The sequence below is a fragment of the Flavobacterium sharifuzzamanii genome, assembly GCF_003254585.1.
Taxonomy (GTDB): Bacteria; Bacteroidota; Bacteroidia; order Flavobacteriales; family Flavobacteriaceae; genus Flavobacterium; species Flavobacterium sharifuzzamanii.
Window position 1 is genome coordinate 510,743 of the sequence record NZ_QJGZ01000039.1, and the last position, 22,472, is coordinate 533,214.

Below are 22,472 nucleotides of genomic sequence, written 5' to 3' on the forward strand. Positions count from 1 at the left end.
ATAAGATTTTTCTATTATCCGTTTATTTTAAGTTTCATTCCCGGTTTAATATCTTCATCTTTAATACCATTCCATTTTTTAATATCTGAAATTGTTACTCCAGGATATTTTTTAGAAATGCTATATAAAGAATCTCCTTTTTTAACGTAATAATCTTCACTAACGTTTTTAGAAGGCGCTTTTTTCTTGAATGAATCAACCGAGTTTGATGCAATTGCTGTTGAAGTTGGCTCTTCTATAACTATCGCTGCTTTAGAAATAATCAATGTTTTTCCTAAACCAATGTTATTTGAAGTTAAATTGTTAAGTTCTTTTAACTCCGCAATAGTCGTACCGAATTTCTTTGCAATGCTACCTAAATTGTCGCCAGCCACTACAACATAGTCCATATCAACAGCCGTTTTCTCTTTATTTTCAGCAGATGCAATGGCCTGTTCTTTCTCTACAACAGCAGGAATAGTTTTAACAGGAGCCTCTTCTTCTGCTTTAATTTTTAAGCTTCTACCAATTGCTACAGCATTTGTTTTTAAGTTATTCCATTTTTTAATATCCGAAATACTAACATCATACTTAGCGGCAATTGCTCCTAAGTTATCACCTTTTCTAACTTTATAAAATTCAAAGTCACCATTATCAACTGCTGCTGGTTTTACAACTGCTGGTTTAGCTTTTGGTGCATATTTTACAGCCAATCTTGAAGAAGTAGCTCTAAACTCGGTATCATGTTTTACGTAAGCATAAATTTGCTCTTCGTTTGATACAAAAGTTGCTACTTTATCTTTAGGGAGACGAATAAAATGCTGTTCTCCTTGATAAAACGGAACAACTCCCATTTTATAAGATGGATTTAAAAGCTGAATTTGAGATTGTGGCATGTCTAATAAATCGGCAATCTGTTTGAAAGACATTTGATTTTTTACTGCTACTGTATCAGTTTCAAAGTTTTTAACTACAGCTCTTTCCGGATTAATTCCGTGCTCTTTGTGGTATTCAAAAAGATACATTGTTGCTAAGAAAGCTGGCACATAACCTTGAGTTTCTTTTGGAAGATAATTACGAATGTCCCAGTATTTTGTTTTTCCACCAGAACGACGAATCGCTTTGGTAACGTTTCCTGGACCTGAATTATAAGAAGCTAAAACCAGTTCCCAATCACCAAAAATATTGTACATTTTAGTCATGTACTCAGATGCTGCGGCTGTAGCTTTAAGAGGGTCGCTTCTTTCGTCGATATAAGAATCGATTTTCAAAGCATATTGTTTTCCGGTTCCGTACATAAATTGCCAAAGTCCCGTAGCGCCCATTTTAGAAACTGCTTTAGGATTTAAAGCAGATTCTACAACGGCTAAATATTTTATTTCCAAAGGAACGTTTTGTTTGGCAAAAGCGTCCTCAAACATTGGGAAATAATATTCTGATAAAGCCATTAATCGAGAAAACGATTTTTTACGGTTCTTAAGAAATGACTTTATTATATTTTCTAAACCTTGATTGTATTGTATCTCAAAAGGTGATTTCTGATTCATCGCAGCCAAACGCTGTTTTAGCAGTTCGGTTGGGAGTTCTTCATCAACAGTAACATCTTTGTTAATGGTTTGAATGTCTTTGGTCAGATCATCATAAATATCCAGACTTACTAATTCATTCATCCATAGACTATCAACTTTTGAAGCTAAATGGTCTCTTTTGAATGTGCTTTTAATAGAATCTAAATATGAAAGTTTAACCTCTGGCTTCAGTTCGACATCACTCTTTGCTGTTTCCTGTGCACAGACTGCCAAGGAAAAGAAAGCAGAAACCACTAATGATAATTTTTTTACAATCATATAACATTATTTTAAAATTCTGTAATTCAAATAATTACAAGAGTTGTATTTTTGCAAATCTAAGCCCTTTATTGAAGTAAAGTGTTTAAAAAAATGTTAAATGTCCTATTTTGTTATAAAATTGCCGCGATTCCCGGCAAAGTTCTTCCTTCTAACATTTCTAACATAGCCCCGCCACCAGTGGAAACGTAGCTCATTTTATCTTCAAATCCGAACTGTTTTACCGCTGCAACAGAATCTCCACCACCAACTAATGAAAATGCTCCATTTTGAGTAGCTTCGGCGATATAATCTCCTAATGCAATTGTTCCTTTAGAGAACGTTTCCATTTCAAAAACTCCTAATGGACCGTTCCAAAGAATTGTTTTTGACTCCAAAATTACTTTTTTGAAGTTTTCTAGAGATTTTGGACCTGCATCTAAACCTTGCCATCCATCAGGAATTGCAGTTACGTCTACAACCTGAGTGTTTGCATTGTTTGAGAAATCGTCTGCAGCAATAACATCAACAGGAATATGTACCTGAACTCCTTTTTCTTTTGCTAATCTCAAAATTTCAAGAGCTAAATCTAATTTATCATCTTCACAGATAGACTCACCGATTTTTCCGCCTTGAGCTTTAATGAAAGTAAAAGTCATTCCGCCTCCAATAATCATGTGATCTACTTTATCTAAGATATTTTCGATTACGGTGATTTTAGAAGAAACTTTAGAACCTCCAAGAACAGCAGTTACAGGTTTTTCACTGTTTTTAAGAACTTTATTTAAACTGTCAATTTCTTTTGCCAATAATGTTCCGAAACATTTATCGTTTGGAAAAAATTGTGCAATAATTGTAGTAGATGCGTGTGCTCTGTGAGCAGTACCAAATGCATCGTTTACATAAATATCTCCAAGAGAAGCTAATTCTTTAGCGAAAGCTACATCTCCAGCTTCTTCTTCAGCATGAAAACGTAAATTTTCTAATAAAAGAACTTCGCCTGGTTTTAAATCTCTTGCTGCAGTTTGAGCTGGTTCACCAACACAGTTTTCAGCAAATTTTACTTGAACTCCTAAAATTTCAGAAGCTGTCTTTAAGATATGTTTTAGAGAATATTTCTCTTCTGCTCCTTTTGGTCTTCCTAAGTGCGACATTAAAATCACACTTCCGCCTTGAGCTAAAATAGCATCAATTGTTGGCTTTGCCGCTTCAATACGTGTTGTATCTGTTACATTAAAATTCTCATCCAACGGCACGTTGAAGTCAACACGAATAATTGCTTTTTTATTTTTAAAATCGAAATCGTTTAAAGTTTTCATCTGCTAATTTTTTTAATTTTTTGAAAGAATAACAAATATAGAACTTTTAACGAAGTCTAAATTTCAAAAAAGCATAAATAATCCATTAATAAAAACGAAAACGTTGTAATTTATGAAAACAAACAAAATAATTCTTAAAGATGATAAAAATTGTTTGTTTAATCTCGAATAGGACTTTGCGTACAAGGACAGTTACTTATAGATTGCAAGAAGTCAAATCCAATTGTGATTGAGTGCGTTCCTGAATTATAACTTCCAAGACCGTTAAACATCAATTGGTAAGAGTATGCAAAATAGAATTTAGATTTCATAAAACCAGCCATTGGTCCCATTGCTAAAGGTTTTGGGAACTGGTCGTTTAAGAAACGATATGAAACTCCGATCCAATAATAATCTTCGTAACGATTGTAACGTCTGTATTTGAAGTTAAAATCGGTTGTAGAACGCTGGTCACTCGCAAAGTACTGCAAGAAAACCGATGGTTCATATTCGATACGTCTGTTTTCTGCATCTTTAAAAGTAAATCCAGAGTATACTTGAAAGTTTGATAAAAGATCTGGTTCGTTTACTCTTTCAAGGCTAATATTCTTTTTCAACACGTTGTTGGCATTGAAACTGAAATAAAATCCTCTGTTACGATACAAAGCACTAATATCAAAGTTATTATTGGCACTGTAACGATTATCTGTAGGTGCTGGCCCACCAACAGGCGGATTTCCATTACTTCCATCATCAAAATTTCCTGTCTCAATACGGAAACTATTAAAGTTGTAAGAAATACCAAAAGATAAATACTGTTCTGTACGATAATCTAAAATCAAGTGGTGGGCAAAAGAAACTTTTGCTCCAGTTTGCCTTGTATTACCGTTGCTGTCATTATACAATGAAATACCTACTCCCGAACGATCTAAAAGACGAAAATCTGCATACAATGATTGGTTGTCTGGTGCGTCTTTAATTCCGACCCACTGTGTTAAACCATTGGCTCTAATACGGAGATTATCTCCAATACCAGCATACGCAGGAGAAAGAATAAAAGGGTTATCAGCTAAATACTGTGTAAACACTGGTAGGTTTAACTCTTGGCTGTAACTTGTTGTTACAGCCATGAGTACTAAGGATAAAATAAACTTTTTCATTGTATTAATTTTTTTAGATAACATCATTGGGGCTATAATTTTGTTATCTGTATAGTGTGAAATGTCCAACAAATTCTCTTGGATCTTTCGGATCATTTAATTTAAGAACATACCAGTAATCTCCTGTTGGCAATTCCTGACCATGATATCTACCGTCCCATTTTCCACCTACACGGTATTTCGCAACTACTCTACCATATCTGTCATAAATATCAAATGTCAACTCTTTGTATGCTAATGCTCCACAATCTGGACCAATTGTTGTTCCAGTACTACCGTTTGGAGTGAAGTAGTTTGGCATACAGAAGTCATAGAATGTACCATGAACTGTTATTGTCGCCTCACAACCATTTTTGTCTCTAACGATAACTACATAATCACCAGTTTTATAGATTCTATAGCTATTAGATGATGTAAATGGCTCACCATTGAAACTGTACTCATAAGGAGCAACTCCACCAGCAGCTTTAACCACAATTGTGTTGATGTCTTTGCTTTGGTTTGTTACATCTATTAAACTTACTGGATCAACAGCATTTACTTCAAACAAATCTGGAGTTACTTCACATCCGTTTGTATGTTTAACTGTAATGTAATGAGGTCCTGCAGGAACATTTGTAAAGATGTTGCTAGGTTGGAAATTTCCATTATCTAGAGCATACGTTACTTGTGTTGGATCTGTATTTGACGGATCTATTGTTACCACAACCATGTTTGCTTGAGCATTGTTCACACAATCATAAGTTACTTCAATAGTAGGATTAAGTGTAACAGGCGGTGCCATGTTAATTGTAATCTCTTGCATACATTGATTAGCATCTAATATGTAAACTGTATGTGCTTTACCTTCAAGACTAGAGAACGTAAATCTAGTTTGCGTAGGGTCTCCTAACGTAAACGGTCCGTTTTGATTATCTAGACTATAGCTATAAGGCTTAGTTCCTCCTGTAACATCAATTACAAATTGAGCATCTTTATCACCCGCACAGTGCTCTTCTTGTCTAAGAGTCAGATCTTCTGTAATTGCGATTGGATCTGGTTCTTTTACCTCAACATCTTTAATGTAAACATAACATTCATTTTCGTCTTGAACTAATATATCGTAGAAACCAGGTTTCAAGTTTTCGAATACATTTTTATCAAAGAACTGTTTGAATTCAGGTTCAATTGCATATTTATATGCACCAACTCCTCCTTGAGCATTTACAGTAATCTTACCGTTATTGTAACCGTTACAAGTTAAAGGCGTAGCAATTGCATCAGCAGTTAACGATGTAGCTGGCTCTGTCAATACAAATGTTGTTGACACTGTTTGGCAATCTGAGCTAGTTACCTTCACTTTATAAGTTCCTATTGGCAATTCTGTAAATGTACCAGGAATAGCCTGTGCTGGAGCTGGAGTAATATCGATTCCTGCAGCATCTTGTAAAGTATACTTGTAGTTACCTAAACCTCCTTTTGCTACTACTGTAATAGAACCTGTAGCTCCACCTTTACATTTAATATCAATTTTGCTAGATTTCTCGAATTCTAATTTTGGAACTGGCTTGAACTCTGTAGTGTTAGATACAAAACTTCTACAATCCTTAGAATCTTTTACAAAATACTTGTACTCTGTCGCAGCTGTTGTAACTGGCAATGTAATATCTATGAAAGAACTAAATGGTCCTGTGTAATTAGTTCCATCTGCACTGTAATAGTAAGGCGGAACTCCACCAACAGCCGTTAATTTAATAACTGGAACTTGCTGACAAGTTTCTGTTTTTACAATTGACAATGTTGCTTTTACAATTTCTGGCTGGTCAATTGTTACTTTGTTAGAATCACTTGTACAGCCCCAAGTATCATTTGCAGTCACATAATATGTTCCTGCTTTTAGATTTGTAAACTGATTTGATCCTTGTGCTTTCGCAGTAATAACTGTTCCGTCAACTAATACTCCGTGTAGGGTATATGTATAATTTCCAGAACCTCCCGTAACAGTATTGATTGTCACAATTCCATCCTCATTATCAAAACATGTTAACATTGGTGTAGCACTAATGTTTATTGCTATTGGAGTAGGAATAGATAATCTAACTGTATCAGAATCCTCACATCCGTTCGCATCCATTACGTAAACTGTATACAATCCAGCTGGTAAATCTGTAAATTTATTCTCAGCAGAGTATGGTTTAGTAACTGGTCCATCAAGTCTGTACTGATAATCTCCAGTCCATCCTCCTGTTGCAGTTGCTACAATCTCTCCATCTGTATTGCTTAGACAAGAAATTGGTTTAGAATTCACCTTAATTTCTAACGCAGCTGATGGACGTTGAATCGTAAAGTTTGTAGTAACAGAACAATATGGAAGTCCCGTTAATTGTGCTACAAATGTATACTTACCAGCAGCAAGGCCAGAAAGGTCAACTTTTGTTGCTCCATTTGAGTTTCCGCTTACGCTTGCTCCAGATTCGTGTGTTAATACATATGTAAATGGACCAGCTTCATCTGATGGAGTTGGAATATCATCAACTAAAGTTAATGTTATACTACCGTTTGAATCTGTGAAACATGTTACATCTTTAATATTTGTCGCTATTAAACGGAACGTATTCGGTTCGTTAACAATGTATGGTTTTTCAACACCACAACCTGTTACCGGATTCGTAACTTTAATTAAGTAAGTACCTACTTTTAATCCTGTGAATAAGCCATTTAAGCCATTTGTAACAGGGTAAACTGTACCATTTGTACCTTCAATTGTGTATGTCAATGCTGGTAATGTTCCTCTTGTTGGAATAGCTGTTACCTGAACTGACTCAGCATCTCTACAGTTAATTTTTGTTGTAGCAAGATCTAAACGAGCAATATCTACATACTGATCAATTTTAACTGAAGAGTATCCGCCTTGACAACCTTTGCTGTCAAATACAATAACTTCGTAAGTACCACCTAAGTAATCAGATTCTGTATAAGTGTTTCTATCATCGTCTTGAACTACTTTACCATCTCTTATAAACTGGTATCTGATATACGTATTTGAACCACCACTCACTGAACCAACTGGTACTGTAATAGTAGCGTCGATAGCTGTATTACCTACATTACATAAGTATTGTGTAACTACTGGTTTGTTTACCAATATAGCAGCTGGCTCACCTACTTTTACTGTAGCAGTTCCAGGACATCCTTTACCAGAGATTACAGTTACTTCATAATCACCAGCTGGTAAATCATAGAAGTATGGAGAATCCTGAAGAGGTCTAGTTACTGGACCAGCAGTAAGACTGTATCTGTACTCTGGGTTGTTATTTGCAGCATCAAGTTTAACCTCAATACGTCCATCTTTATAAGTGTTACAAGTTACATCAAATCCTTTTGCAGTGATTCCAGTAACTAGAGTTGGCGTTTCGATTGTTACATCTACCGATTTCTCACATGTTGGACTTGTGCTAATATCTCTTACAATAAATGTATAAGAACCTGGCGCTAAATCTTTAAATACGTTATCTACAGTTGTTGTAGTCCAATTATCTTTTGTGTATACATATTGTGCTGGCATTTTACCTCCGCCTGCAGTTAATGTAACTACACCATTAGCAGTCATACAAGTTGGATCTGTAGTAATCTCTGCTTTTAAAGTAAGCGGTTCTGGAATATTAAATGCGGTTGCAGCTTTTACAACACATTTATTAGCATCTCTAACCCATACCGTATAATCTCCCGCAGTTTTTACAGTAAAGAAAGCATCTTTTCCATATTGCTCTCCATCTAAACTGTATTCTAGAGGAGCTACGCCTGTAGCTGCAACGTTAATTGTATAACCGTTAACATCATAACAAGGACTAACCACACTTACATTTGTAATAGCTGGCATTGGGTCTTTTGAAATGTCTACTGGTACAAATGCTTTACATCCTTTTGCATCCATTACATATACATTCCATGTATCAACTGCTGGGGCAATTGCTGTAGTTGGAATTGTAAATATTTTTTCGTCTTTGAATGAACCGTCAGCTGGAACACCTGCTGTTGGTAATACCACAACATATTTGTATCCTTTAGTACCTCCAACGATTTGTGTTTCATCGATTGTAATAACCGCACCTGCTGTATTACAATTTTGATTTTTAACAGCTGGTTTGAAACTGATCAAATCTAATACTGGTGGTTGAGTGATTTCGAATGTATTAGAAGTCACAGAACAGAACGGATAGTCAATCTCTTTGATAACCACAGTATAAGCACTTCCTGCACCAACTCCAACCGGAATTACAAATGGATTATCTGTTCTACTATCAATAGGTCCTAAAACCCCTGTTACTGCTACACCAGCATTCCAAACTTGATATGTGTAAGTTCCTTTATAATCTATCACATCTATTGTGATTTCACCATTTGTTCCACCGTTACAAGATACTGATGAAGAAGCTGTAGCAATAACTTTTGCAGTATTGTACAACGGCACTTGATAAGCATTTGTTATAATAGAACAGAATGTTGTTTTATCTGTTATTTTAAACTGATAGAAATGACCTGCAGTTGGAGCTATATAGTCAAAACTGCTGTCTCCTGGGTTAACCTGAACCACAGTTCCTAAAATCTGACCATCTTGATATACTTGATATTCAAAATTAGCCGGAGAAGCACCGCCTGCAATTTCTACATGAATTGTTTCATGTCCACTGTTATCACAAGAAGCTCTATCACCTAAACTTGCTACAGCCCCCGTTAATTTAGGGAATGCTGCAATTGGAATCTGAACATCATCAATACATCCATTTGAATCTTTAACATAGAATGTTAATGTCTGAGCTGTATCGTTGCTTACAGTGAATTTATTGCCTTCTATCCAGTTTGTACCATTTTCACTATAAGTATATAGACCTGTACCACCTGTAGCTGTCACCTCTACTTCTGTAGAGTTTGGCATGTTAGTACCTGAACATGTAAATGCTGATGGTGTAGCTTTAGCTACCACTGCTGGAGGTACCACAATATCAATAGGCTGACTATCTGAACATTGTTTTCCTGAAATAACTCTAACTGTATAAGTTCCTGCAATTAAACCTGTAAATAAAGGCGTACTTTGAGAAATCAAGGCACCACCTGCTGGAAGCGTACGCTGAATAGTGTACGTATAATCACGATCATCATTACCAGGGTCTAATGTTACTAATATAGAACCATTAGAAATATTTCCTTGCGGATCCGAGCAATTTGGTGAAGTCGGTGTTACTTTAAATGTTACCGGCGTAGGAGGCACCATATCAACCGTATTGGTTGTTACGTGACAATCACGGGCATCATATACATCAAACACATAAACTCCATAATCTGTATCTACTACATTAAAATCTGAGTACAATGCATTCGTAAAGTTAATTAACCCAGATGTAACTCCTTTGTAAGTATAAGTATATCTGTAAGGAGCATATCCACCAACCGCTTTAACTCTAATTGTTCCATCAGCAGGTTGCGTACCAGCACAATAAATTGGTTTCTCCATTGCGATTGAAGCAAAAAGCTGTGGTTTAATTTCTACTGTTGTTGCAGCAGATTCGCAACCATAGTTGTCTCTAACTTTTATTACATACGTTTTCGGAGTTAATTTATCAAATGTATTTGTTGAATGCCATGATTCGCCATTATCAATAGAATACTCATATGTAATTGGGAAAGTAGATGTACTTGCCGCTGTTATTACTAAAGTTGTTGAATCTGTATTGTAATAACAATAATCAGATGTTGTCGCAATTGTTAACGTTGGTTTAGGAGGAGTAATTAATTCGAATGAATTTAATACTTCTACCGAACAAGTATTTGCGTCTTTTACTTTAATATCATAGAATCCTGTTTGAGTAAGGTTTTTAAATATACCATCAGTATTCGTAATAGTTGTATTATCTGGCTGTGTTAGCGTAAATGTATAATCTCCCCATCCTTCACTTGCTTTTACAGTAACTGCACCAGAAGTTGTACATCCTAAAGGTGTTACTACTGGAGCTGCTAAAACTAAAGCCGCCGGCGGAGCTGCAATATTAACCGTAATATCCTTAGGACAGTCAGTTGCATCATCTATAACCTCAATCGTGTGATCTCCTGCTGATAATCCAGTCAGACTGATTACTGGGTTCGAATGATTACCTGGAACTCCAACTCCATCAAGTGTATAATGATAAGTTGTATTAAATCCTGATACATAGAAAGTTGCTTTTCCGTCAGTTGCAGTCAAACAAGTAATTCCATCTTTAGATGTCTCTTTGATATCAATTTTGACAACATTAGGAATCTTAAGATTTTTTTGGAACGTACATTTATTAGCATCTGTTACTTGGAATACATATTCAACATCTGGCAATAAACCAGCGAATATGTTTGTTCCATTATCTTCAAATGTTGGTGAAATTTTTTGATATGTTAAAGGCCCAACACCTCCTGCAACATTTATAATTTCAACATTTGTATCTAAAGTTGTACAAGTTATTACCGGTCCTGCTTTAAAATCAAATCCTGTTGGAGGAACCAATTTCAAAATATCTACAGAACCATTTACTGTACATCCATTTTCGTCTTTTATTGCATAAAGAATGTGCTGATCTGTTTTTGTACTATTTTCGGTAACAGTGTATGTATCTTTAGCTATAAAATCACCTCCATTAAAACTGTACGTGTAAGCACCAGTACCACCAGTCGCTTTTAATATAACTGTTGCAGATTGCGCTACATTTCCAGCGCCACAAGTAAGTCCTGTAATATCTGGAGTTAATAAAGTTAATAAAGTAGGTTCTCCTAAAGTTGCTGAACTAGTGACCTCACATCCTAAAGCGTCTTTTACAATAAATGAATAAGTTCCTGCACCTACTGTATATAGTGTTGTATCAGAGAATCCTAAACCATTAAAGTTATATTTATAAGGAGCTTTTCCTCCTTTTGCAGATACTTCTATAGTACCATTACCTCCATTACATAAAGGCTGAATAGCTTTATAATCTGGAACAATTGGCACAATTGCATCAACATTAACTGGCGCAGTCTCAATTGGACAGCCATTTGCATCTGTAATTCTAAATTGGTATACATCAGCATTAGCCGCAGTTACAGGATATGTGAATGTTGTAACACCAGCCACTACAGTAGTTGTTGGATTAATAGCAGCATACGTACCCGCTGTACCCTTTTTAACTTCATAAGTATATGCTGGAGTACCTTTTTCAACTTTAACTGTTATTGTAGCATTTGCTACCGCATTCCCGGAAACAGAACAGTCTAATTGTTTAGTTACTTGTGCACTTGCAATAGGTGTTTCTGTAATAGTAATACTTTTCGAATCTGAACAATCGTTAGAATCTTTTATGGTCACATTTACTGGACCAGAACTTAATCCTTTAATTGTATAAGGGAATGGTACTGCATCTTTAATTTCAATGAAATCACCGCCATTTACTTTAATGTAATAAGGAGCAATACCTTGAGTTGTCATTGAAACAGTAACCTCAAACGCACCTTCAGCAGCACATTTGTTTACAATAGCCAAATTAGCAATTGCTGGAGCTGGATCTAAAGGAACATTAACCGAAACAACTGTTGGTTGAATACAGCCATAAGAATCTTTAGCCCAAACTAGATAATCTCCTGAATTAACATAGAATGTACTTGCAGTATGAGCAGCTGTAAATGAAGCAGCTGTTGGTTTTGTGTCTTCAGCGCCAAAGCCAAGTGGAAGAACATCTGGAACTATTTGATAAAAATATGGTCCTGTTCCGCCAGAAGCTTGAGCTTTTACAATACCTGCAAGATCTTTACAGTTGTCATTTTTAATCACTGATGCTTTTACCTCTAAATCTGTCGTAGATTCTTTTATTTCAAAAGTACCAGACGAAGACTGACAGCCTTTAACAGCACCATTATATTCAGTATAAGCAATATAATATCTTCCTGGAGCCAAAGTTCCTGGTAGAGGGTCTGGGTAAGTTCTCGTAAATGAAGTTCCAGAAACTGAAACATTTATTTCTCCGCTTACTGGTACATTGCTTTGCTCTTTAAAAATTTGATATCTTACATCTGTAGTAGTTGGAGCCCATCCTGAAACTGTAAATGATACGCTTCCGTCGTTAGCATTCTTACAAGTAACATTTGTAGCTATCGCTGGTCCTACTAATGAAGAAGCTGGTGGGATTGGTCCATTTGCAGATTTTAAGAAATAACAATTTGTTGCCTTATCGTGAACTACGAAAGTATATGTTACTCCTGGAATTAAATTCTTAAATGTTTTAACTGTACCTCCAGCAACATCTGGACCGCTATAATTATTTGTATACGGAGCAGTATTATATTCTAATAATCCAAATTCATAATCTGCACTAGGAACTATAACTTTAACCGTAACAATAGCTGTACCCGCGTTTACACAGTCCGAAGCCGTTGTAGTAACATCAATATCTAAATCCTCTGGAGGAGAAGCCATTACAACTTGTTTAGATAAAGTACAGTCATTAAGGTCTTTAACAACTACGGTATAAATTCCAAAATCAATGATCTCAAATGTCTTATCCTCTCCAGTTGGCGCATTAAAAGAAGCACTATAACCAAAATTACTTGTAAGGTAGTATACATACGATCCTGAACCTCCTTTAACATCCTTAACAGTAATTGAACCAAGACTTGATCCAGAACCCCCTACTGTTTTATCACATTCAATATTTTCTTGTTCAGTATCAAAAGTAACAGGATCTGGAGATACTACAGCAACTTTGGTTGATGCGGCACTAAGACATCCTTTACTATCACGAACTTGGTAAGTATATTCTAAACCAGTACCAGTTGCTCCAGCTAAATCTGTGAAGTAACCTGTTTGGTTTTCTGTAACCCAATTATCAATTGTATAATAAAATGGTGGAGTTCCTCCTGAAGTAACAGTAATTTTAATTGTTCCTTCATTAGAACCAGAACACAATGTAGGAGTTGCTACAGCACTTGCTACAGGTTTTATTGGAGTTGTAACTTCAACTGGAACAGTAGATTCTGCCTCACAACCGTCTGATTTTACTTTAAAGTAATAATCTCCTGGATCTGAAGTATAGAATACGTTTGTTCCTGCTGGTAATATTGCTGTATAAGTTCCGCTTGCTCCTTTTTTGTATTCATAAGTATACGTACTATTACCACCTGCAGCCGTTAAAGTAATTTTTGCGTCTGGAGTTGCTGGCAATGTAGCTGTACAAGTTACATCTTTTTCTGGTGTAACTGTAAGTGTCAATTGACTATTTACATGTAAAGGCTTTTTGGCTTCACAACCATTATCGTCTTTTACACTTAAAATATAATCTCCAGGAGCAGAAATAGTCTTAACTGGATCGCTGCTGTAAACACCATCAATTCCATATTGAACAACACCATTATATGTTGTGCCAGATATAGTAACTGTAATTGGCGCACCACCTGTTTTAAAACAAGTTACTGCAGGGTCATCAATTGTTGGTACTAGATCTCTAGTGATATGAGCTGTTGTTTGAGCAGGACAGCCTTTCTCATCTCTTACATAAACATCATAATCTAATCCATCAACATCAGTATCTTTAGAGAACGTTGTTGAAGTCGTGTAATCTGCAGGGTAAACAGGTGCCGTTGAACCAGCTTTAACCACTGCATAATATAATATTCCTGTTCCGCCATTTGCCGTTACAGTGATTGTTGTATTTTTTCTATCGCAGAATACTTTAGGCCCAGTTGCGCTTACAATAGTAACTGCTGTAGGATTTGTTAATACGATAGTTTCATGAGCCTCACATTTTGTAAGGTTGTTTGTAACACTAAATGTATACGAATCTGCTTTTAATCCAGAATATGTGATTACATCTCCTGTTTTAGAAATACCAGTTGTAATTGTACCCGTAACAGCTCCCACTAAACTATAAGTATAACCTGTAGTTCCGTTAGTGTTTCCTGAAATGGTGAAAACAAGTTTACCATCAGCCAAATCCTTACAAGATACATTAGTATCAATTTTACCAGACTCTAAAATTGGAGTTACAGGATCGATAACTGCTGTTCCTGTTTTTGTACATCCGTTATCGTCTGTAATAGTGAAATTATAAGTTCCAGGTACTAAACCTGCAAAAGTATAAGTATTAGAATTTTGAGTTGTTACTAATACTGCTGGTGCAGTTGCTGCAACATAGCTAGTAATCTCATACTTCAATGGCAATTTACCACCAGTAACTGTAACTAATAAATCTGTTGTTAATTTAGAAGCCTCACAAGTAATAGCTGGAGATGAAAAAGCTATAGCCGTTGGAGGAGTTAAAGGCACAACCGTAGCTGAAGTAGCTACTGTACAACCATTTGCATCTGTAACTGTTATATTTACAGTACCAGAAGCATTAATTGTAAATGTATTTGAATTTGATAAAATTATTGATGTAGCTGGATTTCCAGTATCATAAGTATATTTATACTTGTTTGCACCTGTATAAGGAGTTCCTCCTGAAGCAGTAACTGTTATAATAGCTGCTTGAGATGCATTGTTAGTTCCACATTTTAAATCAGTTGTAACTTTTGCATCCGCTTCAAATTTAGCTGCTGGACCATTAACCGTTACTGGTTTAGGAACAGAACATTTTGTATTAGTGTCTCTAACTACGATATCGTAAGTAGAGGCTGCTAATCCTATAAACTCATTAGTCGACTGCCAAGTAGCTCCATTATCTTTACTGTATTCGTAAGTTCCTGAAGCTGGAGTTGCAGTTACAGTTATTTTTCCTGTAGACTCACCAAAACATTTAACATGAGTAATATCTGTTGTAAAATCAGGTGTTACTTTCGTCGCAACGTTTTCTGTAAAGCCAGTTGTACAACCTTTACTGTCTAATATTTCAAAAACATAAGAACCGGCAACAGCTGCAGGATATGTAAATGTAGTTACGCCTGCTCCAACATTTGTATATGTAGCAGGGAAACCAGCTCCATTAACATTAACTCTATATTTGTAATCAGGGTAACCATTACCAATTGTAACTTCAATAATAGCATCTGCACTAGTACTACAATCTAGTTTTTTGGTGATTTTATGATCAGTAACAACTACTGGAATAGCCACTACTTGTTTTGGTAAATCTATTGAACATCCTGTAGAAATATCTCTTACAGTTACAACATAATCATCTGGAATTAATCCTGTGAAAGTACCATTGTTTTTAGGTGTACCTCCATTAAGACTGTAAGTATAATTTGGTGCAGCATTTGGAGTAACAACAATTGTAGCTCCTGTTCCGCCAGCACACAAATCTGTAGTCGCATCAATTGATGCTGTAGGAGGTGCTACAGTACCAATAACGAAGTCGCCTTTTACTTCACAACCATTTAGATCCTTTACTAAAACGTCATAAGTTCCAGCATTTAAATTTGAAAACACATTTGTTGGTTGTGTAATTGCAGTTCCTGCTGGTGATGTAGGAGTTATTGTATATTCATAAGCTCCCCAACCACCAACTGCATTGATTGTCGCTGTACCTTTATTATCACAAGTAACATCTGTAACAACTTCTGGATTTAAATCTAATTTAGCTGTTGGTCCATCAATTACAACCGTTTGGTCTTTAGAACAAGTTGTATCTGTATTAGTAACAACAATTTTATGAGTTCCTGCACTTAATCCTGTTACAGAAATATCAAATGAAGTTCCTACTGCAGGTGATATTAATGCTGTAACTGGTGCTAAAGCATCAACTTGGTAGCTGTATCTAACAATGTTACCCAATCCAGAAACTGTAAAGATTGCAGTACCATCTGTAGCTCCGCTACAAGTTATATTATTATGAGATTTAACTGAAATCTCAAAAACTGGCAATGCTTTAATTTCATGTATCTTTTCGAAAACACATTTATTAGCATCTCTAACTTCAAAAGTATAAATTACACCCGCATCTAATCCTGCAAAAGTATTGCTAGATTGGAATGTCGTTGTAGCATAAGCAGCTGGTGCTTTTATTCTATATTCTAAACCTGCTGTTGGAAGTGCTACTCCAGCAGCATCTACAACATTAGTAATAGTTACTGTTGCTTGATTTGAAGGACAAGTTACAGCTGAATTATTAATTGTCATTCCTTTTGGAGGATTCGGTGCCACAATTGTACCTGCGACAACCGTTTTAGAACAATTTTTACTATCTGTAACCGTAACAGAATAACTTCCTGGAATTGTCAAATTCTCAAAAAGACCTGTAGTATTATTTCCAACTACAGTATTTGTAGTTGTATTTTTTAATTCAAAATTATAACCGCCATTACCACCTATTGCAGATGCAGTAATAGTTGCCAATGTCTCACAAGTATATGGTGTAGAAATAGATGCCGAAGGCACTAAATCTTCTGGTTGGAAAACTTTAAATGTGTACGATTGCTCGCAACCTAAATTGTCTTTTACAATATAGCTGTAAGTAATTCCGGCAACTGAACCGGCTAATGGACCATAATGAGTGGCTGTTCCAAAAGCACCTGTTCCATTAAACTGATATGTAAATGGAGCCACACCTGTTAATGGTGTAATGTCTACATATCCATTTGCAGCATTATAACATGTAACATTTTCAACTTTATGTTCAGCAGTTACAGGCTCTGTTGGTTTAATTTCTTTTTCTTCAACAGCTTTACAGCCATTTTTATCTGTGATTGTGAAAACATATGTTCCTGGAACATCTGTATATGTAAATGTAGGACCAGTAATATCTCCGCTATTAAATAAAACACCATTAGTTGTTTTATTTTTTACTTCGTATTTATAAGGAGCAGTTCCTCCACTAATTGTAACTTCAATCGTAGCTTTTCCTGTTGTACAAGTTAATGCACCACTGATAGATGAACGAGCTGAAATTTGCTCATCAATTGTTTGGCTTACTGCCAAAGCATCACAACTATTAGCATCTGTAATTAAGAAACTATATTTACCTGGCGCATTTACTTTGTAATCAAATGATGTTGTATTAAATGAAGCGCTTGAAGATCCATAAGTAGTTCCTCCATCTGTACTTACTTTATAAGTAAAAGGACCAACTCCTCCAATAATATTAACTGTAATTTTTGCGCCTGCATTATTATCAAAACACAATCCTGAGTTCTGTACTACTTCTGCTTGTGGTTTAGAGGCTGGATCAATTACCAGTTCTGTATCCATTGCATCAGAACAAGACTTAGAATCTACTCCTGAAATAATATAAGTACCTGCTGGAACTTCATATAAAATTCCATCGGTTGGGAAAGTTCTAGTGTAAGTAGAGTTTTTATCTTTTAATGTTAAAGTATACGCTGGTGTACCGCCACTAGCAGTAGCAGTAACAGTTGCACCTTTACAAGTAGCCGCTGATGCAATTGCATTTACAACAAATGGATCCTTAGCAGGAATTGTTGTTGGAATTGTAAAGTTACAAGACGCCGCATCATTTGCATAACGAACACGAACATCATAAACACCTGAATTTTTTCCTGAGATTACAACAGGAGAAACTTTAGAATTTACCCATGTTGGAGATGGATCACCTCCATTTAATGTATAGTAGAAACCATCAGTTGTATTAAAGTTTTCTGCGTAAATACTAAAACCACCATCAGCACTATCACTACAAGAAACTCCTGTAATACCTTTAACTTCAGCTTTAAATCCTTTTCCGTTTTCTACTTTTAGATCTAATGTTTCAGCAGATAAACATGATTTTGGTAACTGACGTACCCAAATATCATCAATAACTAAGTCATTACCATTAAATACTTCACTTCCAGAACGAACAACAAAAGTTAAATTTTTATTGTCACCTGGATTTAGTTTTATACTAATCGGTACCCATTTTTTTCTGTCTGGGTGATTAAAGCCAGGAGCAATTTCTCCTGTATCATCTCTGGCCACAACTTTTCCTGTTCCGTCAACCAATTCAATTCTAATAATTGGCGCAGCACTGTTATAGGTTGGCATTAATAAATTACCTACATAAAAATCTACAATTACATCCTGATTAGGAATAACGTCTACAATTGGTTTACTGTATAAAATACCATATTTTCCAGCAGCATTACCAACGTTTACTAATAAATATCTACCATTAGGATCTCCTACATTATCCAAATTATTTGGATTTGTAGTATGATCTTTGTAATGGAACCAAGCTCCAGAATTATTACTATTTGGGTCATCAGGTCTCCAGAAGAAACTCGCTACAGAATACTGATTATCTTCAACAGATTGACTAGGATTACCGGAAGGATCCAAACAAGTAAAAGGTTTCGTTGTTCTCTGGTCATTAAAACAATATGCAGCTGCAATACCAGGTGTTGTAGTTGGAGGCCCGCTTCCGAAATCCTCTTTCAATAAGTTGCTAAATGTAGGAGCCTGTACTAAAGTATATTCTACTTTAATTTTATAATCACCTGCAGGTACATCTTTAAAGACGTTAGCAGGAGTGTTTGTATTTAATGCATAAATATAGTTGCCAGGGTTTGCTGGGTCTGGCTTACCTATATAGTATGAATAAGTATAACTTGCGCTTGTAGAAACATTAGCAGTTACTGTTACTGTCCCTTGTCCGTTACAGTTGTAAACAGCATCTGAAACATCAAAAGTAGGTTTTGATGGTTTTGGATCTAGAACAATTCCTTTAACCTCAAAAATACAGCCTGCCGCATCTTTAATTAATAAAGTATATGGTGTAGCACTAGGATCAACATAAGCCTGATTACTTGTTTGCCAAGTTTTTCCACCATCAAAACTATATCGATAAGGATCCGGTGCAGGGAATTGAACACCCCCTTGTGGATTCGTAATTCTGACTAAACCTTGTTCTTCATGTCCTGTTGGTCCGCAACCTGATAATTCAGCAACACCACCAGAAGCCGTTAACGGTGAACCTGGACCTGTTATTTTTATAGTTTGCTCTGGATCAAAACAATCTACACCATCGTAAGTGTATTTTACAATTACTTTATAATCACCTGGACTTAGGTTTGTAGTTGGCAAAGTTGTAAAAGCTCCACCATTTACATTATAAGAAACTGCATATCCAGAATCTGCTGGAGTAACAGTCATCGAAATTTCACCTTCCTTAGAATTGTAACAAGCAAGGTTTTTAGTATCAAATGTAACTGTCGGTTTTACAATTTGGATCATTTTGATAGGAGGAATTGTTACAGAACATCCTTTATCATCAACAACCACAATATTGAAAATACCGTCAGCAGGTAAATCAGCTGGTGTAACCGTTATTATCGGGCTAGTAAAGTAATCAGCGTTACCATTTACATAATACATATAATATGGTGGTGGGCCTGGTCTTGGAGTACCTCCTGTAACTGTCACCGTAATTTCACCATTGGCACATGCTGTAAGATCTTTAGTTACTTTTGCCTCAGCAGCCAAACGATAATCGTATACTTCGATTTCTTTCGTTATGAAACAGCCGTTATTAGCTGTAGACATATCAACTTCATACACTCCTGGTTCAACTCCTTTAAATTCTTTAAAGTTATCATCGATCAAACCTGTGTTTTGAATCTCTACTGTACTACCTTTCTTTCTAAGAACAAATTTATACTGACCAGGAACGTTATTTAAATTTGCATTTATAATTCCTAATTGACCTGTACAAATAGGGTGAGTTGCTTTGATATCTGCTGATAATACAAGTTCTTCAACATTTACATCTACATAGAAAGGACATGCAGACATTTGACCGTCGATTAATACAGTCTGTCTGATTTGAACTTTATAACTTCCTTTTGGAACATTATTGAAAGTACTTGATGTTTGATAATTTGTCCCATCAAGACTATAGCTATATCCTGTATTTTCTGGCGGATTTGTAACTTTAATCCAACCCTTAGTATTACAAACAATATCTTGTTTTTCTGCTTGTGTATCAAGTTTATTCTGATAAACATTAAAATAATGCATCACCACACAAGTGTTGCCATAATTTACAACAAGTCTGAAAACACCAGGTCTGTCAGCAACAAACTTTGTATCATTATCAACGATAGTAGTCCAGTTTGTTGCTCCTTCATAAGGACAGCTTTCTGGATTTGGTTGATTTGCTGGAGGAACATCTTTAGTTTCCTGCCATGTTACTTTTGTTGCACCTGTAATTTTTGTGTCAATTTCTCTCTTATCGTTAAGACCACACAAGAAAATTTTAGGAAACGGTTTATTATCTCTCACACAGGCATAAGCAAGTCCTGTAGCTGGATCAATATTATCTCCTTTAATTGGATTTGCAATTGTCCCTGCAAGATAATCTTTAACATTAAACGTTTGCATAATAGGTTCACAGTTATCAGCTCCACTATTATTAACCGTATATTTTCCTGGTTTATCAATAGTAACTGTTCTATTGTTTCCGCCAAAAATAACTCCGTTTGGATCTCTCCATACGTAAGTTTTATAACCTAAAGCTGCTGTTAATGTAGCGGTACCACATATTGAAACATCTCTGTTAAATAAACAATCTTGAATACCAACTAAAAAGTTTGTAGCAGTTGGTTCTCCAACATTACATTGTGAGATTGAAGAATAACTTCCTTCTCCAAAACCTTCTGGTGAAGTATTTTTTTCACCAAAATATCTAGAGAAAGCTATATTTTCAACTTTGTTAGAACACGCATCTATTAACTCGTTACAGTCATCTACAACTTTTACTTTAAATTTAATAGTATATGGTGTAAGCGGACCATTCGCAACGACCATTGCATCAGGTATTGTGAATACTAATTTTCTAGTAGCAGCATCATATGTTGCTGTAATTCTAGAATCCATTGTAATACCACTAAGACCACCAAAAATTACATTTTTAGGAAGCTCATCAGTTATAGTAAAATTCTTCGCATTATCGTTTCCTTCATTTCTAAAATTAATTTCGTATTGAATATCCTGATTTAAAGTTACCGGCTTTCCATTAATATTATTGTTGTTTTTATCTAAAGCATTCTTTTTTAATACAATTTTAGGAGCAATAATTTCTACTGATAAAGCCGTAAAAAACATATAATAAGAATCCTGAGAAGTGTTAATCGTAAGATTAGCATCTGTTTCATTATTCTGTATAATCGTATTATTTGGATTGTCAATTTTTACCACACCAGTATCATAACCTAAAGTATTTATACTGGCAGGAGTACGACCTGGCAAAATAATATCACCATCGGTTATTGTACTGTTAAAAAAGTTTGGTGTACCAGGGTTGCCCGGTGCAATTGGTCTTACAAGTGAAGAAATATTTCCTGCTGTAGCAGATTTTAAACCTTGAATGCTAAGTCCGTCTCCTTTTAAGGAAGCATCACCTTCTAATGCAGCAAAAGCAAGTTTTGCATTTACATCTCCAAATGGATTCGTTCTAAAACCTGAAACAGGAATCACCAACGGTGGATCACTCGCTCTAATAATACCAAAACCATTAAAACTTGTGATGAACTTGTTTGGTAATAATGGATCTTTATAAACTACAAAAATAGACCAGCCACCAGAGTTACCTCCAGGAGTCACTTTTCCTTCAGAAGTCATGATGTCACCTACAGTATAAACACCATCCTTAGCACTCTTAACTTCATCTGTAATTTCTTTAAAACAAGCATACGGTTTTGAAGCATATACATTGGTAACACCTGGTTTTCCTTCATCATAGATGATTGTACCTGTTAACTGCTTGTATGCCGCTGTAGGTGTTTTTAATTTCACGTTAGCGATTTTGCTTCGGTCGGTACCCTGATAAGTTCCTGCCCAATACAAAGCAGCGTATACAATCTCGTAACATGCCTGACTAGCTTGGGGAATCACTAGTTTCGCAGAACTTGAATTAAAGGTATTGCTATCGCCGTCAATATCGATATATTTCATATCGAAATTGTCGTTCACCTTAGTTACATCGTCGAAAGCATCATTTGCGCGCTGATTTTTTTTATTTTCATCTCTATTTAAGATGTTGTTTCCAATCACCAAAATATCTCCATTCAAACTGGCGCTATATTCTGTTTTGAAACCTTCTCTTACCTGAGAATAGGAAGATAAACTTAACAATAAAAATACGACTGCAATTAATACTTTAAAAATAGTAGGTTTTTTCATAGTCTTCATTTTGTTTTTGGCCTTTTAAATTTTTTAAGGGGCATTAAAAAATAAATTTCAGCATTCTAAACTTTTATTTATTTGCCCTTCCGAAAATTCGGAAGGACTAGTTTTTTCAAATTATATATTC

The 22,472-nt window shown here is 35.5% G+C and carries 4 protein-coding genes; all 4 read right to left on the reverse strand.

Going from position 1 to position 22,472, the window contains the following annotated elements:
- Positions 1–14 precede the first annotated feature (14 nt).
- Positions 15–1,826, reverse strand: a complete 1,812-nt coding sequence (locus tag DMA14_RS15050) for a LysM peptidoglycan-binding domain-containing protein (protein ID WP_111425415.1) — start codon at positions 1,824–1,826, stop codon at positions 15–17.
- Between the two features lie 113 nt (positions 1,827–1,939).
- Positions 1,940–3,124, reverse strand: coding sequence for a phosphoglycerate kinase (locus DMA14_RS15055; RefSeq protein ID WP_111425416.1), 1,185 nt, complete (start codon positions 3,122–3,124; stop codon positions 1,940–1,942).
- 158 nt (positions 3,125–3,282) lie between these two features.
- Positions 3,283–4,263: a PorP/SprF family type IX secretion system membrane protein gene (locus DMA14_RS15060; RefSeq protein ID WP_238989978.1), complete on the reverse strand. Its 981-nt coding sequence runs from the start codon at positions 4,261–4,263 to the stop codon at positions 3,283–3,285.
- A 43-nt stretch (positions 4,264–4,306) separates the two neighbouring features.
- A complete protein-coding gene (locus DMA14_RS15065; protein WP_162536291.1) occupies positions 4,307–22,342 on the reverse strand; it encodes a T9SS type B sorting domain-containing protein in 18,036 nt (6,011 codons plus the stop codon).
- Between the last annotated feature and the right edge of the window lie 130 nt (positions 22,343–22,472).

Excerpts from the sequence above, each read along its gene's own strand:
- DMA14_RS15050 (WP_111425415.1), bottom strand. The coding sequence starts at position 1,826 with ATGATTGTAAAAAAATTATCATTAGTGGTTTCTGCTTTCTTTTCCTTG.
- DMA14_RS15055 (WP_111425416.1), bottom strand. The coding sequence starts at position 3,124 with ATGAAAACTTTAAACGATTTCGATTTTAAAAATAAAAAAGCAATTATT.
- DMA14_RS15060 (WP_238989978.1), bottom strand. The coding sequence starts at position 4,263 with ATGAAAAAGTTTATTTTATCCTTAGTACTCATGGCTGTAACAACAAGT.
- DMA14_RS15065 (WP_162536291.1), bottom strand. The coding sequence starts at position 22,342 with ATGAAAAAACCTACTATTTTTAAAGTATTAATTGCAGTCGTATTTTTA.